Origin of the sequence: Nocardia sp. NPDC019323, assembly GCF_044389845.1 — a bacterium.
GTDB lineage: Bacteria > Actinomycetota > Actinomycetes > Mycobacteriales > Mycobacteriaceae > Nocardia > Nocardia implantans.
In genome coordinates, this window is sequence record NZ_JBIRYN010000002.1 from 322,784 (window position 1) to 338,202 (window position 15,419).

Annotated in this window: 9 protein-coding genes; 4 read left to right on the forward strand and 5 right to left on the reverse strand. The window is 69.5% G+C overall.

All coding sequences use genetic code 11. The annotated features are described in order from the left end of the window. Window positions 1-111: 111 nt before the first annotated feature. On the forward strand, window positions 112-474 hold the full coding sequence (locus ACH49X_RS09000; RefSeq protein ID WP_195079626.1) for a hypothetical protein: 363 nt from the start codon (window positions 112-114) through the stop codon (window positions 472-474). Between the two features lie 65 nt (window positions 475-539). Here the strand turns inward: ACH49X_RS09000 and ACH49X_RS09005 are convergent, their stop codons facing one another. The 4 genes from ACH49X_RS09005 to aroQ form a co-directional block, all read right to left on the reverse strand. Further along, window positions 540-1,439 carry a cutinase family protein gene (locus ACH49X_RS09005; protein WP_195079879.1) on the reverse strand — a complete coding sequence of 300 codons (900 nt, stop codon included), beginning with the start codon at window positions 1,437-1,439 and terminating at the stop codon, window positions 540-542. A 341-nt stretch (window positions 1,440-1,780) separates the two neighbouring features. Then, window positions 1,781-3,250 carry a glutamate synthase subunit beta gene (locus tag ACH49X_RS09010; RefSeq protein WP_195079625.1) on the reverse strand — a complete coding sequence of 490 codons (1,470 nt, stop codon included), beginning with the start codon at window positions 3,248-3,250 and terminating at the stop codon, window positions 1,781-1,783. Beyond that, complete coding sequence (gene gltB / locus ACH49X_RS09015; RefSeq protein WP_195079624.1) at window positions 3,243-7,895, reverse strand: glutamate synthase large subunit; 4,653 nt, start codon at window positions 7,893-7,895, stop codon at window positions 3,243-3,245. The genes ACH49X_RS09010 and gltB overlap by 8 nt, the downstream gene beginning before the upstream one ends. Before the next feature lie 738 nt (window positions 7,896-8,633). After that, window positions 8,634-9,209 carry a gamma subclass chorismate mutase AroQ gene (aroQ, locus tag ACH49X_RS09020; protein WP_357106952.1) on the reverse strand — a complete coding sequence of 192 codons (576 nt, stop codon included), beginning with the start codon at window positions 9,207-9,209 and terminating at the stop codon, window positions 8,634-8,636. A gap of 223 nt (window positions 9,210-9,432) precedes the next feature. Here aroQ and ACH49X_RS09025 point away from each other — a divergent pair, with 223 nt between their 5' ends. Both ACH49X_RS09025 and ACH49X_RS09030 read left to right on the forward strand, forming a co-directional pair. Next, window positions 9,433-11,115, forward strand: coding sequence for a DUF4407 domain-containing protein (locus ACH49X_RS09025; protein ID WP_357106949.1), 1,683 nt, complete (start codon window positions 9,433-9,435; stop codon window positions 11,113-11,115). A 353-nt stretch (window positions 11,116-11,468) separates the two neighbouring features. Continuing rightward, window positions 11,469-13,019: an adenylate/guanylate cyclase domain-containing protein gene (locus ACH49X_RS09030; protein ID WP_357207620.1), complete on the forward strand. Its 1,551-nt coding sequence runs from the start codon at window positions 11,469-11,471 to the stop codon at window positions 13,017-13,019. A 45-nt stretch (window positions 13,020-13,064) separates the two neighbouring features. On the opposite strand, the gene ACH49X_RS09035 is transcribed toward ACH49X_RS09030, so the two are convergent. Then, a complete protein-coding gene (locus ACH49X_RS09035) occupies window positions 13,065-14,342 on the reverse strand; it encodes an MFS transporter (RefSeq protein ID WP_357106944.1) in 1,278 nt (425 codons plus the stop codon). Window positions 14,343-14,470: 128 nt separating this feature from the next. Here ACH49X_RS09035 and ACH49X_RS09040 point away from each other — a divergent pair, with 128 nt between their 5' ends. Next, window positions 14,471-15,415 carry a LysR family transcriptional regulator gene (locus ACH49X_RS09040; protein ID WP_195079620.1) on the forward strand — a complete coding sequence of 315 codons (945 nt, stop codon included), beginning with the start codon at window positions 14,471-14,473 and terminating at the stop codon, window positions 15,413-15,415. Window positions 15,416-15,419: the final 4 nt, after the last annotated feature.

The window sequence follows — 15,419 nt, forward strand, 5'->3', positions numbered from 1 at the left end:
TTCACAGCCGATTGCCAGGTCCATCGCACCGATGTCCCAGTGACGGAATCTTCGATAAGACCGGTGAGCCGCTGCCGAACAGCGGCTCACGGTTCGAGAGAAAGGAATTCCGTGTCGCTCTCCAAAACCGTTACGCCGCTGCGGCGGCTGGCCGGAATAGCCGCCGCAGGCGCGCTCGTCACCGTCCCGCTCGCAGCACTCGCCGCGACCGCGTCCGCCGAAACTCCCGCCGATCAGGGTCAGATCCAGCTGGTCGACGCACCGCAGCAGGGCGCCGACATCGACGGCGGCCCGCGTCATTTCGAACACTTCGAACGGCACGACGGCCCGGACCGCGGGCCGGACGGCCCTCGTCATTTCGAACACTTCGAACGGCACGACGGCCCGGACCGCGGGCCGGACGGCGGCCCGTGGCCGGATGGCCCGCGGCAGCGGCACTTCTTCCATGTGCTTCCGCCGACCGGATCCAGCTAGTCCCCACCACATCGAAAAGGGCCCACCTCCGAATTCGGAGGTGGGCCCTCGGTTTCGTTGCTCGCTCAGGCCATGCCAGCGATCCAGTTGTGCATCCAGGAGATCGCCGTCTGGCCGCCACCGACGGGGTAGCTGCCGTACAGGGTGTGCGCCTGGGACTTGTAGAAACGCTCCAGGTCCTTGACCCGCTGCTCGTTGGCCGAGTCGGTCAGCTGCGCCTGCAGGACGGGGACGCCGCCCGAGTTCATCAGGTCGCCGAGGATGTTGCCCGCCTCGATCTGGTAGCGCCACATATTGGCCGGGTTGGCGTCCGAGGCCTGGGCGAGGAATCCGGCGAACCGCGTGACGAAGTCCTCGGTCGCGGTGGCGCAGTAGAGGTCGTCGAGCGCGCAGATGGTGCGGGTGCGATCGCTGACCCAGCCGAAGCCGCCGACGCGGGGACCACCGGCGCCCGCGCCCGGCGCGACCGGGCCGACCTGGATGTCGGTGGGCGAACGGCGCGGATCGGAGATCAGGCCGACACCGGCGACGCGATCGGGCGGCACCACACCGAGACCGGTGCCGATCTCGGCGGCGAGATCACCGGCGGCGTCCGCGCCCTGGCTGTAGCCGACCAGCGCGATCTTGGTCGCGCCGCACCGCTGGGCCATGTTCGCGATCAGGCCGCGCGCGTTGTCGACCGCTTCCTTCTTGGAGTTGCCGTAGATCTCGCCCTCCCAAGGGAAAGCGGTCGCGGCGTAGGTCACGTAGTCGACCTCCGCTGAGGACGGTAGGCCACGGGTGACGCCGGCCAGCATGCCCGGCTGCGGGTTCTTCTCGTGCCCGGTCTCCCAGGTGCCCGGGATCGCCACCACGTACAGGCTCGGGCAACCGGGCGCGGCGATCGCCGAACCGCTACCGAAAACCAAGCCGGACATCACGGTCGCGGACGCGCCCAGAGCCGCGACGACCTTCTTCCACTGCATACCGCTCCAAACCTCGCCCTCGTCGAACTTCCCGCCGAGTTGCCGCGTCAATGCTGAACTCACTGGATGTCGTTCCAGTGCACGCCGGGTGAACACAAGTCACCCGACCGGATGACGTGCACTCACAACCGCATCCCAAGATCAGCAGCACGCCGGAGATCACAATAAGGCCACGCCCGCCGCAATGCCATTCGAACCCCGTAGTGTGTCGGATTTCCGTCGCCGGGGCGACTCGAAGCCGGGAAATCGAGGGATGAATGGTCCGATTCGGGCACGAAAAAGGCGCCTGTGGACGAGTTGTCCACAGGCGCCTTCGTTTCCGCTCCGGTAAGAGAGGGGACCTAGCGCTGAGCCACCATGGTGGGGGTGATCGGCGCCGGAAGGGCGGTCTCGCCTTCCAGGTACCGGTCCACGCCCGCGGCCGCGGCGCGGCCCTCGGCGATGGCCCAGACGATGAGCGACTGGCCGCGGCCCATGTCACCGGCGACGAAGACGCCGGGCACGTTGGTCGCCCAGTTCTTGTCGCGCTGCACGTTGCCGCGCTGGTCGTAGCCGACGCCGAGATCGGTGAGCAGGCCCGGCTTCTCGGGACCGACGAAGCCCATGGCCAGCAGCACCAGGTCGGCCTCGAGGGTGAAGTCGGTGCCCTCGACCTTCTCGAAGCGGCCGTTGACCATCTTGACCTCGTGCGCCTGCAGGCCGGTCACCTTGCCGTCCGCGCCGACGAAGCGCTCGGTGTTCACCGAGAACACCCGCTCGCCGCCCTCCTCGTGCGCCGATGACACCCGGTACATCAGCGGGTAGGTCGGCCACGGGGTGGACGCGGCGCGCTCCTCCGGCGGACGCGGCATGATCTCGAACTGGTGCACGCTGGCCGCGCCCTGGCGGTGCGAGGTGCCGAGGCAGTCGGCGCCGGTGTCGCCACCGCCGATGATGACGACCTTCTTGCCCTTCGCGTGGATGGGCGGCAGCCCCTCTTCGTCGGTGACGTCGTCGCCGAGCTGCACCCGGTTGGCCCAGGGCAGGAACTCCATGGCCTGGTGGATGCCGTCCAGGTCGCGGCCGGGGATCGGCAGGTCACGCGCCAGCGTGGCGCCACCGGCCAGCACGATCGCGTCGAACTGCTCGCGCAGCTGCTCGGCGGTGATGTCGACGCCGACGTTCACGCCGGTCTTGAAGATGGTGCCCTCGGCCTCCATCTGCGCCAGACGGCGATCGATGAAGCGCTTCTCCATCTTGAATTCCGGGATGCCGTAGCGCAGCAGACCGCCGATGCGGTCGGCCCGCTCGAACACGGTCACGGTGTGGCCTGCGCGGGTCAGCTGCTGCGCCGCGGCCAAACCGGCCGGACCGGAACCGACGACGGCGACCTTCTTGCCGGTGAGGCGGGTCGGGTAGACCGGGGTCACCCAGCCCTCGTCGAAGGCGTTCTCGATGATCTCGACCTCGACCTGCTTGATCGTGACCGGATCCTGGTTGATGCCGAGCACGCAGGACGCCTCGCACGGCGCGGGGCACAACCGCCCGGTGAACTCCGGGAAGTTGTTGGTCGCGTGCAGCCGGTCGATGCCTTCCCGCCAGCGGTCCTTGTAGACCAGGTCGTTCCACTCGGGGATCAGGTTCCCCAGCGGGCAGCCGTTGTGGCAGAACGGGATACCGCAGTCCATGCACCGGCTGGCCTGGGTCCGCAAGGTCTCGTGGGAGAAGTTCTCCTCGTAGACCTCTTTCCAGTCCATCAGGCGCAGCGGCACCGGGCGCCGCTTGGGCAGTTCCCGTGTGGTGTGCTTCAGAAAACCCTGGGGGTCAGCCACGTGCGGCCTCCATAATCGCCTCGTCCACGTCCTTGCCGCTCTTCTCAGCTTCGGAGATGGCGAGCAAAACTTTCTTGTATTCGCGCGGCATGAGCTTCACGAAGTGGTTCACCTGCTGCGACCAGTCGCTCAGAATGCGCTCGGCGACCGGGGAACCGGTCTGGTCGCGGTGCTGGGTGATGATGTCGTGCAGCCAGGTGAAGTCGTCGCCGGCCAACTGCTCGACGGCGTCGGCCTGCTCGGGATTGAGCCTCGACGCGAAGGTGCCCTCCGGGTCGAAGACGAACGCCACGCCGCCGGACATACCGGCGCCGAAGTTGCGTCCGGTCTCACCCAGGATGACCACCCGGCCGCCGGTCATGTACTCGCAAGCGTGGTCGCCGACGCCCTCGACCACCGCGGTGGCGCCGGAGTTGCGCACGGCGAACCGCTCGCCGACCACACCGCTGAGGAACACCTGACCGCTGGTCGCGCCGAACAGGATCACGTTGCCCGCGATGATGTTCTGCTCGGCGGCGAACTCGCCGGGCGCGTTCAGCGACGGGCGCACCACCAGGCGGCCGCCGGAAAGACCCTTGCCGACATAGTCGTTCGCGTCACCCTGCACGCGCAGCGTGATGCCAGCGGGCACGAAGGCGCCGAAGCTGTTGCCCGCCGAACCGGTGAAGGTGATGTCGATGGTGTCGTCGGGCAGGCCAGCGCCGCCGTAGAGCTTGGTCACCTCGTGGCCGAGCATGGTGCCGACGGTGCGGTTCACGTTCGTGATCTTGGTCTCGAACTTCACCGCCTGGCCGCGCTCGAGCGCGTCCCGGCTCTGCGCGATCAGCTGCTGGTCCAGCGCCTTGTCCAGGCCGTGGTCCTGCGCCTTGGTGCAGCGGCGGTCCTGGTACATGAACGCCGTCTCGACGTCGTCCAGGATCGGCGAGAGGTCCAGCTTGCTGGCCTTCCAGTGCTGCTTGGCCCGCGAGGTGTCGAGCAGGTCGACCCGGCCGATGGCCTCGTCCAGCGTGCGGAAGCCCAGCTGCGCCAGCAGCTCCCTGACCTCCTCGGCGATGAACAGGAAGAAGTTCTCGACGAACTCCGGCTTGCCGGTGAACCGCTCGCGCAGCACGGGGTTCTGCGTCGCGACGCCGACCGGGCAGGTGTCCAGGTGGCAGACGCGCATCATGATGCAGCCGGAGACCACCAGCGGAGCGGTGGCGAAGCCGTACTCCTCGGCGCCGAGCAGCGCGGCGATCATCACGTCGCGGCCCGTCTTCATCTGACCGTCGACCTGCACCACGATGCGGTCGCGCAACCCGTTGAGCAGCAGCGTCTGCTGGGTCTCGGCCAAGCCGAGCTCCCAGGGGCCGCCCGCGTGCTTGAGCGAGGTCAGCGGCGAAGCGCCGGTGCCGCCGTCGTGGCCGGAGATCAGCACCACGTCGGCGTGCGCCTTGGAGACCCCGGCCGCGACGGTGCCGACGCCCGGCTCGGCGACCAGCTTCACGTGGATGCGCGCCTGCGGGTTGGCGTTCTTCAGGTCGTGGATCAGCTGCGCCAGATCCTCGATCGAGTAGATGTCGTGGTGCGGCGGCGGCGAGATCAGGCCGACGCCCGGCGTCGAGTGCCGCACCTCGGCGACCCACGGGTACACCTTGTGCGCCGGAAGCTGGCCGCCCTCACCGGGCTTGGCGCCCTGCGCCATCTTGATCTGGATGTCGGTGCAGTTGGTCAGGTAGTGCGCGGTCACGCCGAAGCGGCCGGAGGCCACCTGCTTGATCGCGCTGCGCCGCCAGTCGCCGTTCTCCTCCGGCTCGAAGCGCGCGGGCGACTCGCCGCCCTCACCCGAGTTCGACCGGCCGCCGAGGCGGTTCATCGCGATCGCCAGGGTCTCGTGCGCCTCCGCCGAGATGGAGCCGTAGCTCATCGCGCCGGTGGAGAACCGCTTCACGATCTCCGAGGCCGGCTCGACCTCCTCGATCGGAATCGGGTTGCGCGCCTTGTGCTTGAACTTGAACAGGCCGCGCAGCGACGCCAGCCGCTCGGACTGGTCGTCGACCAGCTTGGTGTACTCCTTGAAGATCGAGTACTGGCCGGACCGGGTCGCGTGCTGCAGCTTGAACACCGTGTCCGGGTTGAACAGGTGGTATTCGCCCTCGCGCCGCCACTGGTACTCACCGCCGACCTCGAGCTCGCGGTGCGCGCGCTCGTTGCGGTTCTCCAGGAACGCGATGCGGTGCCGCTGGGCGACGTCCTCGGCGATCTCGTCGAGGCCGATGCCGTCCAGGTGCGAGCGCAGGCCGGTGAAGTACTCGTCCACCAGCTCCTGCGACAGGCCGATCACCTGGAACAGCTGGGCGCCGTTGTAGGAGGCCAGCGTGGAGATGCCCATCTTGGACATCACCTTCAGCACGCCCTTGCCCGCGGCCTTGTTGTAGTTCGCGACCGCCTTGCGGTAGTCGGCGGCCAGGTCGCCGGTGCTGCCCGGCATCTCCAGCGCGCCGCGCTCGAGCATGTCCTCGATGGTCTCGAAGGCCATGTAGGGGTTGATCGCGGCGGCGCCGAAGCCGACCAGGGTGGCCATGTGGTGCACCTCGCGGGCGTCACCGGCTTCGACGACGAGGCCGACCATGGTGCGGGTGCGCTCGCGCACCAAGTGGTGGTGCACCGAGGAGGTCAGCAGCAGCGACGGGATCGGCGCCAGCTTCTCGTTGGACTCGCGGTCGGAGAGCACGATGATCCGCGCCCCGCCGTCGATGGCGGCCGACACCTGGGTGTTGATCGCCTCCAGCGCCTTGCGCAGGCCCTTGCCGCCCTTCTTCACCGGGTACAGGCCGCGCACGACCACCGAGCGCAGCTCGGGGTGCGATCCGTCGTCGTTGATGTGCACGAGCTTGGCCAGCTCGTCGTTGTCCAGGATCGGCTGCTCCAGCGCGATCATGTTGCAGGACTCCGGCCCCGGGTGCAGCAGGTCGGCCTCCGGGCCGATGTTGCGCTTGAGGCTGGTGACCACCTCTTCCCGGATCGCGTCCAGCGGCGGGTTCGTGACCTGCGCGAACAGCTGGGAGAAGTAGTCGAACAGCAGGCGCGGACGGGCCGAGAGCACCGCGATCGGGGTGTCGGTGCCCATCGAGCCGAGCGCTTCGCCGCCGGTCTTGGCCATCGGCGAGATCAGCAGGTTGAGCTCCTCGGTGGTGTATCCGAAGATCTGCTGACGGATCAGCACGCGGTCGTGCGACATGTGCACGTGCGGGCGGTCGGGCAGGTCGGCGAGGCGGGAGACGCCCGCGTCCAGCCACTCCTGGTACGGGTGCTCGGCGGCGAGCTGGGACTTGACCTCTTCGTCGCCGACGATGCGGCCCTGGGCGGTGTCGACCAGGAACATGCGGCCCGGCTGCAGGCGCGCCTTCTTGACCACCTTGGACGGGTCGATGTCCAGCACGCCGACCTCGGAGGCCATCACGACCAGGCCGTCCTCGGTCACCCAGATGCGGCTCGGCCGCAGGCCGTTGCGGTCGAGCACGGCGCCGACGACGGTGCCGTCGGTGAAGCACACCGACGCGGGGCCGTCCCACGGCTCCATCAGCATCGAGTGGTACTCGTAGAAGGCCCGCCGCTGCGGGTCCATGGTCTCGTTGCGTTCCCATGCCTCGGGAATCATCATCAGCACGGCGTGGGGCAAGCTGCGGCCGCCGAGGTGCAGCAGTTCCAGCACCTCGTCGAACCGGGCGGTGTCGCTGGCCCCCGGGGTACAGACGGGGAAGATCTTCTCCAGCCGGTTCTTGCCCGCCGAGTCGACGCCGAAGACGTCGCTGCGCAGCAGCGCCTCGCGGGCGCGCATCCAGTTCTCGTTGCCGGTGACGGTGTTGATCTCACCGTTGTGCGCCACCCGGCGGAACGGGTGCGCCAGCGGCCAGGACGGGAAGGTGTTGGTGGAGAACCGGGAGTGCACGATGCCGAGGGCGCTCTCCACCCGGGAGTCCTGCAGATCCAGGTAGAACGCGCGCAACTGCGGCGTGGTGAACATGCCCTTGTAGACGAAGGTCTGCCCCGACAGGCTCGGGAAGTAGACCGACTCCCTGCCGACCGCACCCTCACCGGCTCCGGCCGACCCCAGTTCGCGCTCGACGCGCTTGCGCACCACGTAGGCGCGACGCTCCAGATCCATGTCCGACAGCGGATCGGAGGCGCCCTTCGGCGATGCGATGAAGATCTGCCGGAAGCTCGGCATGGCGTCGCGCGCCAGCGCGCCCAGCGACGACTCGTCGATCGGCACCTCGCGCCAGCCGAGGACCTCGAGGCCCTCTTCCTTGACGATCTTCTCCACGCCGTAGGCGGCGCGCGCGGCTTCGCGGCGGGCCTGCGGCAGGAAGGCGATGCCGGTGGCATAGGAGCCCTCCGGCGGCAACTCGAAGTCCACGATGGCGCGGAAGAAGCGGTCCGGGACCTGGATCAGGATGCCCGCACCGTCGCCGCTGTTGGGCTCGGCGCCGGCGGCGCCACGGTGCTCCAGGTTCAACAGAGCCGTAATAGCCTTGTCGACGATGTCGCGGCTGCGGCGGCCGTGCATGTCGACGACGAATGCGACGCCGCAGGCGTCGTGCTCGTTCGCCGGGTCGTAGAGCCCGATGGGTCCAGGTGACCGGTGGCCAGGAAGTTGCGTCATGCCTCTGCCTTCAAGAAAGTCGGCCTTCGAAGAAAAACGGCCTTTCGTCGAACGCCTCCGTACAAGACTGCGCCCATACGTTCCGAAGCCAGCCGCGCTGATGGTCTTCGGCGTGCGATCAGGTGTGCAGTTGTCCACCCGCTTCTGTGACGTAGTGGGTGCCCTTCGGTAACGGATCCCTAACAAGATCCTTACCTCCGAGCGGGTGCTCGCCCGCTACGCTGAGCACCTGGCTAGGGCTGCCCGAGCGGGCGAGGTAGCCGAACGTTCTGTGTTCGGCGTAAGAGCAAACGATAAGTCAGGTCCAGGGCCCAACCAACTTAGGTTGTGCTAATAACCAGGTTTAGCTGGGCTTCTGCATCGGGTCCTCCACGTGTGCGCGTCGTCCAGTGTAAAGCAGCGAGTGCCATGCGATCGATCCCCTTGGCACCCGGTGCCAGCTGGGAAAACCGGCGCGCGACACCGACCCGAGACCTTCCTCACAAGGTCGCGAAACCGCCCTCACCTGCGTCGAAATGGATTTCCCCCGTGGGACGCCCGGCAAACCAAGTGGCGGCGGCTAACTCGGCGATCGCACCGGTGAGAGATTTCCGACAGCTGCGTGACAAGCAGTGAATATGATCCGACCGTCCGGCCTCTTTTGTCCACTGTGGGCTTCAGCACATATCCAGCAAATATCGGGCAGTGGCGTTGGACACATCTTCGGAAATGGGGCGCCCAGCGGGGCTTCCGCGCGGCCTACGCCGGGCAGAGCGACACGGCGGCGCGCACCAGCGCCGCTCGGTGCAGCGCGTCGGAACGGTCGGTGGCGAACACGCCGAAGACGCTGCGCGCCAACTGTTCCGCGCAGTCCGGCGCGGTCAGCTCGGCCCGGTGCCTGGCGAGCTGATCGAGGATCTCGACATTCACCCGGTCGATGACCGGGCGCACCGAATCGAGCCCCACCGGCACGCTCGGCGCCGCCGCCGGGTCGAAGCGCCACCGCGCCATCAGCCCGCGCTGCACCGTCTTGTTGGCCTCGATCTGCCCGAAGAAGACCTGCCGCACCCAGCCTTCCGGCAGCTCACGATCGTGGCCGAGCCTGGCCATGGTGTCGTAGACCTCCGCCTCCCGGACCGGATCGTCGATGGCGGGCTCGATGCCGCGCTCGCCCGCGGCGACCCACTTCGCCGCCGCCACCGCGTCGGCGGTGTCCAAGCGCTCGGCCACCAGCGCGACCAGCCGGTCGAGCGATGGCTCGGCCGGGGCGGCGCCCGCGCTAACCGGCCACATCAGCAGCGCCGCCGCCAGCAGCGTCAACCCGAGTCCGCGCACGTCGTGACCTCCCGCAATCGCCCACCCCGATACGAATCACCGCGCCAGCGTAGGCGAACGAACCGGCCGCGCCGCGCCCTACGCGGAATGAGCTGTGAGCCTGGCCACATCGAGCCGTTCCTGCTCGCTGCGCAGCGGGCGAGCCTGTCACGCTGTCACAACGAATCCGTGACAGTTTCGTCGCGCCCGTGATGCGCCTGGGACGTGAAGGATGTGCATTCCGATGACCGTCACCGGCTTGTTCACCTGGCTCGGCGGCGGCCGGACCAGCGCCGTCGAGGATCGCCACGAGCGCGCCGGATACGCCGTCACCGGTGCTGTCGTGCTGCTGTTCGCCACGATCTCCGGTGTGGTCGCCGCCCTCGCCGCCGCCTCCGCGTGGCCCGGGTGGGCCGCCGTGGTCTGCGGCATCGTGCTCGCCGCGCTGACCGGCGCGCTCGCCCGTGCGCTGGCGACGGCGCGGCCGAGTGGCGGACCGGATCGGCTCGGGTCGATCGCCCGCGGCGCGGTCGCCGTGCTGGCCGGTGGATTGCTCGCGGAACTGGCCGCGATCGTCTTGTTCAGCGGGTCCGTCGACCGGGTGCTCGAGCAGCAGGCGCAGCGCTCGCTCGATTCGGCGCCGCGGGTCGTCGCGGCGCAGGCGGAACTGGACCGGGCGCGGGCCGACCGCGCCGCGCTCGAACAGGCGATCGCCATGGCGCAGAACGATATCGATCACGCCTTGGTGATCGCGCGCTGTGAGTTCAACCCGACCCCCGAGTGCCCTCGGACCAGGATCACCGGCGTGCCGGGCCGCGGACCGGAGGCACGGACCGCCGACGCCATGCTCGACGACGCGCGTAAGCAGCTCGCCACCGCGCGGGACCGGGTCGACGCGGCGGACCGCAGGATCGACGCGGGCCAGGCCGCCCTGACGGCCGCACGGACCGCCGCCTTCGACGACGCCGACCGCGGGCTCGGCGCGCGCTGGCAGGCGATGAACGACTACACCGTGCACCACGCGCTGCCGCTGCGCGTCCTCACCATCGTGGCGTTCGTCGCGCTCGCCCTGCTGCCGCTGGCACTGCGCTGGTGGCGTGGCGAGACCTCGTTCGACCGGCACAACGCGGCGCGCACCGTGCTCGACCGCGCCGAGCGGGAAGCCGACACGGCGATCGCGGTCAAGCAGGCCGAAGTGCGCGCCGAGGCGGAGGCCATGCGCGCCGAGCAGCAGCTCACCGCCGCCCGCCTCGCCGTCGAGGCGGACACGGCCATCGACCGGGAGCGGCAGCGCACCCGCATCATCGCGGCCATCGGCGGCATCGAGATCGGCATCACCGAGCCGCCGCGCCGCCCCGAACTTCCCGCCGCCGCGGCGGACGACCGAAAGGACAGCGCCATGCCCGACGAGGCGACGCCGAACCTACCCGCTCCCACCGGCGCGCACCCGCAGGCGCCCGCCGTGGCGCCGGCGCCGAGCGGCGGTCTCGAGCTGCCGCTGATCGGCGCGATCCCGTTCACCGACACCGCGGCGCGTTTCATCCGGCCGCTGGTTCCGTCGTTCGTCGCCAACGCGATCGACACGGCGACGCATCCGTTGCGCACCGCGCGGCAGGCGTTCGAGGAGGTCGAGGAGATCACCTTCACGCTGCGGCGCACCCGCAAGGTCACCGTCGACGGCCAGACCTCGCACCCGCAGGCCGTCGGCTACCAGCTGCAGCCCGGCGCGCCCGAGATCGCGCACGCCCAGCACATCGCTTCGACCGTTGTCGACGCCGCCTACCCCGCGCCGCGCTATTCCTCGCTTCCACCCACCGGCGCCGCCGGCTACGGCCTGCCCACCGGCGCCCGCAGGGACGAACTGCCGGGCCACCACCGTCCCGAACTTCCCGAGCCCAATCGCCGCGAGCTGCCACCGGGCCACTGACGGCACCGCAGGTCTGCCGCGCCGGGCGGGCCTGCGGAGGGATGCTCCGCCACTGCGGATCGGCCCTGTACAGGCACACTGCCCGCGGATCGGCGCAGCCGGGGCCTCCCCGCCGGATCGGGCCTTGCGCGACGGCACAGCGCGAGTAACGACCGCGCCGCGCCCTTCGGGACCCGATTCGGATTTCGACAACGCCACAAGACGTCCGCGCATGTACCGATCGGCCCTTTCTGCGGCCTCGACGAGTCCTCGCCTGGAACCTGCCTTCGGCGCGTACGGCAGAAACGATTCGCGGACCGGGTCGCCGGGTCGCGTCCGCCACGCCGCGGCGCTGCTCGGCATACGCTGCACCCATGCAGCACAGGGAGGTGACGCTCGCCGCGGCGCCGTGGGGGTCGCGATTGCTCGGGTCCGCCGAGGAGTCGTCGGGGGTGCGCCGTATCCGCGTTCAGTTGTTGCTCACGGTGCCCACGCTGCTGGGCAATCTCACCGGCATGGTCGTGTCGATCGTCCTGGTCGGCTTCGTCCTGCCGGGTCCATCGGTGTTCACCCAGGATCTCTTGCTGCTCGACGCGCTCGCCGCGCCGCTGTACGCGGCCTGCGCGCTGTTGCTCGGGCTGTGGTGGGGCACCAGCCGCGGGTTGCGCGTTCTGCGCTGGGCCACCGACCCCGAGCACGTGCCGACCGAGGACGAGCAAGCCGCGGCCGCGGCGGTGCCCCGCAAGCTGGTGCGCGATCAAGCGCTGCTGTGGTGCGGCGGACTCGTGCTGCTGACCACGCTGTACGGCCTCGCCGAACCGCGGTTGATCCCGAAAGTGGCCTTCGGCATCGCGTTCAGCGCCATCGTGGTGTGCGCCAACAGCTATCTGATCATCGAGTTCGCGCTGCGGCCGGTCACCGCCAGGGTGCTGGAAGCGGCGGATTCCGGCCGGCGCCGCGACATCGGCGTCTTCGGGCGCTCGCTCATCGTCTGGATGGTCGGCTCCGGCCTGCCGGTGGCCGGGATGATGGTGCTCGCGGTGCTGGCGCTCACGATGCAGGACGTCACCAAGGCGCGGCTGGCGGTCTGCGTGCTGTCGCTCGGCGGTGCGACGCTGGTCTTCGGTCTGCTGCTGATGACGCAGACCCTGGCCGCGACCGTCGCTCCCATCCGCGGCGTGCGCCGGGCGATGCGTCAGGTGGAGGACGGCGATTTCGATGTGGCGCTGGCCGTCTACGACGGCACCGAACTCGGTGAGCTGCAGAGCGGTTTCAACCATATGGTGGAAGGGCTGCGCGAGCGCGAGCAGATCAGGGACCTGTTCGGCAGGCATGTCGGGCGCGAGGTCGCCGCGGCCGCACTGGCGGGCGACCCGACGCTCGGCGGTGTGGAGACCGATGCCGCCGCCCTGTTCATCGACATCGTCGGCTCGACGACGATGGCCGCGAGCATCCCCGCGCCGGAGATGGTCGCCATCCTCAATCGGTTCTTCGGCATCGTCGTCGACGAGGTGGAGCGCCACGGCGGGCTGGTGAACAAATTCGAGGGCGACGCGGCCCTCGCCGTCTTCGGCACGCCCGCGCCGCTGGCCGACGCACCGGGCGCGGCGCTGGCCACCGCCCGCGCGATCCGGGCCAGGCTCGACAGCGACGCGGCCGATTTCGTCGCCGCCATCGGCGTGGCCGCGGGCCGGGTGGTCGCGGGCAATGTCGGCGCGCATCAGCGCTACGAGTTCACCGTCATCGGCGACGCGGTCAACGAAGCGGCCCGCCTGTGCGAACTCGCCAAGCAAGAGGGCTTGCTGCTCGCCTCCGGCACGACCGTCGCGGCGGCTGCCGAGCCGGAGGCGCGGCATTGGCAGCTCGGCGACTCCGTCACCCTTCGCGGCCGCCTGGCGCCGACCCGGCTCGCCCGCCCGGCCTGACGACGTCTTCACCGTGCAGATGTTCCGGCGAGCATTTCGACGGTCTCAGCGACCGGTCGTGCGGCGGGAAACGCTCGCTGCCGGTGGCCGGGCATCGGCTGTCGCCTGGTCGGGAGCGGAATCCTCGCGGCGGGGTAGCAGCAACGGGCTGGCGAGAATCAGCAGTCCCGCGACTGTGATCGCCGTGCGTGGGCTGGTGGCGTCGGCGAGCAGTCCGCCGAGCGCGCTGAGCGCGGCGATGGCGGCGCTGCTGCTGATCGACCAGGCCGACAAGGCGCGGGCGACGCGGTCCTCCGGTGTGTGCTCGAGCCGATAGGTGGCCAGTACCGGGTTGTACAGGCTCATGCTGACGATGATCGCGAGCTCGACAGCGATCACCGTCGCCAGGCCCGCGACACCTGGCTGGACGAACGCGAGGCCGATCAGCCAGATCGCGCGCAGCGTGCCGACGGTACGCAGGACCGGGTGCCGGCCGTACCGCCGTACGACACGACCGGCGAGGCGTGCGCCGATCAGCCCGCCGACGCAAGGGGCGGCGAACGCCAGGCAGTACTGCCAGGGTGGGAAGCCGAGCTCACCGAGCAGCAGTACGGCCAGCAACGGCTCGGTGGCCATGATCAACCCGCCGACCAGCAATTGGTTGAAGTAGAGCGCCCGCAGGCCAGGATGACCCAGAATGTGCCGCCAGCCGTCGAGCAACTCAGCGGCCCGCATCCTGCGCTCGCCGGTTCGCCGCGGGGTGTCCTCCCGGCCGCGAATCGCCGTGACCGCCAGCGCGGAGCACAGGTAGCTCAGCGCATCGGCAACCACGGTGGTGACGGGTCCGAACAGGCCGATCGCCGCCCCGCCCAGCGGCGGCCCGACGGCTATGGAGCTCCACGTGGTCGATTCGAACCGCGCGTTGGCCACGAGTAGGTCCTGCGGCCGCACGATGGCTTTGAGATACGCGCCGCTCGCCGCGTTGAAGGCGATCTTGGCCGCCGCGACCACCGCGGAGACCGCCAGCAATTGGACGAAACCGAGCCGGCCGAAGGCGTAGGCGAGCGGGATCGTCATCATGACCGCGAACCGGATCAGGTCCATCGCGATCAGCACCGGCCGCTTGCGGCGGAACTCCACCCACGGCCCGAGCGGCAACGCGATCAGCGCGCCCACCGCAGGCCCCACCGCCGACAGCGCGGACACCTGCGCGGGTCCCGCGTGCAACACCAGGACGGCGATCAGCGGCAAGGCGCCGAATCCGAGCCCGGAGCCGTAGGCGCTGACCGCGTAGGCCGTCCACAGCCAACCGAACGGCCGCCCCAGGGATCGTCCGGTCGCCAAGCTGCGCACCTCCCGCTTCGGACAACTCGCTGTTGATCGCCGTGATCAAAGCAAGACCGATGACGCCGAATCAAACAACCGATCGGGCGGCGAGCCACAACGATTCGTTGTGTGGCTAGGGTTTCCGCGTGGATCTCAACGCCGTGCGAACCTTCGTCGCCGCCGCGGACGCCGGCCAGTTCCAAGAAGCCGCCGCGGAACTCGCGATCACTCAGCAGGCGGTCTCCAAGCGCATCGCGTCGCTGGAGAAAGACCTCGGCGTGCGCTTGTTCGCCCGCACCGCACGCGGCGCTCAACTCACCATCGACGGTCAGGCCTTCCTGCCGCACGCCCGTGAATTGCTCCGGGTCGCCGAGCGCGCCGACGCCTCGGTGCGCCCTGGCCGGCGCGTGCTCCGTGTCGACATCGTCGCCCGGCGAATCGTGACCGGAGTGCTGCTCCAGGATTTCCACCGCACGCATCCCGGCATCGATTTGGACGTCGTCACCCTCGACGCCGACCTCGACGCGGCGATCGCCGCCGTGGAAGCCGGAACAATCGATGCCACCTTCCACGCCGTCCCCCCGCGGCAGCGTCTCCCCGATGCGATCAGCACTGCCCGAGTGATCGACGAGCCACACCAGTTGCTGGTCGGCCCCCGCCACCCCCTCGCCACCGCCCGCGCCGTCACGCCCTGGCAGCTTGCCGGGCACCGGATCTGGATGCCGGGCCTGCCTGTCCGTGGCGAGGTGGCCGACTACTACGCCGAATTCGCGACCACCTTCGGGTTCACCATCGACATTCTCGGCCCGGTCTTCGCGAAAGAGGCTCTGCTGGACGAGATCGCGGAGGCGTCGGACCTGGCGACCCTGATCGGCGAAGGGTCGCGGTATCTGTGGCCGGACCGCTACGACCTGCGGCGAATTCCGGTGCGTCAGCCGACGCCGGTCTACCCGATGTCGATGATCTGGCGCGGTGACAATCCCCATCCCGCCCTCGTCGAACTTCGCGACTACCTCGACGCGAGGCGAGCGCACGCACCCGCCGCAGACGTTTGGGTACCGACATGGGCGCAGCGCGTGCCGCCCACCTGACAGA

What these genes read in the sequence shown, in the direction of transcription:
- ACH49X_RS09005 (WP_195079879.1), bottom strand. Translation starts at nt 1,439, where the DNA reads ATGCAGTGGAAGAAGGTCGTCGCGGCTCTGGGCGCGTCCGCGACCGTG.
- gltB (WP_195079624.1), bottom strand. Translation starts at nt 7,895, where the DNA reads ATGACGCAACTTCCTGGCCACCGGTCACCTGGACCCATCGGGCTCTAC.
- ACH49X_RS09025 (WP_357106949.1), top strand. Translation starts at nt 9,433, where the DNA reads ATGACCGTCACCGGCTTGTTCACCTGGCTCGGCGGCGGCCGGACCAGC.
- ACH49X_RS09030 (WP_357207620.1), top strand. Translation starts at nt 11,469, where the DNA reads ATGCAGCACAGGGAGGTGACGCTCGCCGCGGCGCCGTGGGGGTCGCGA.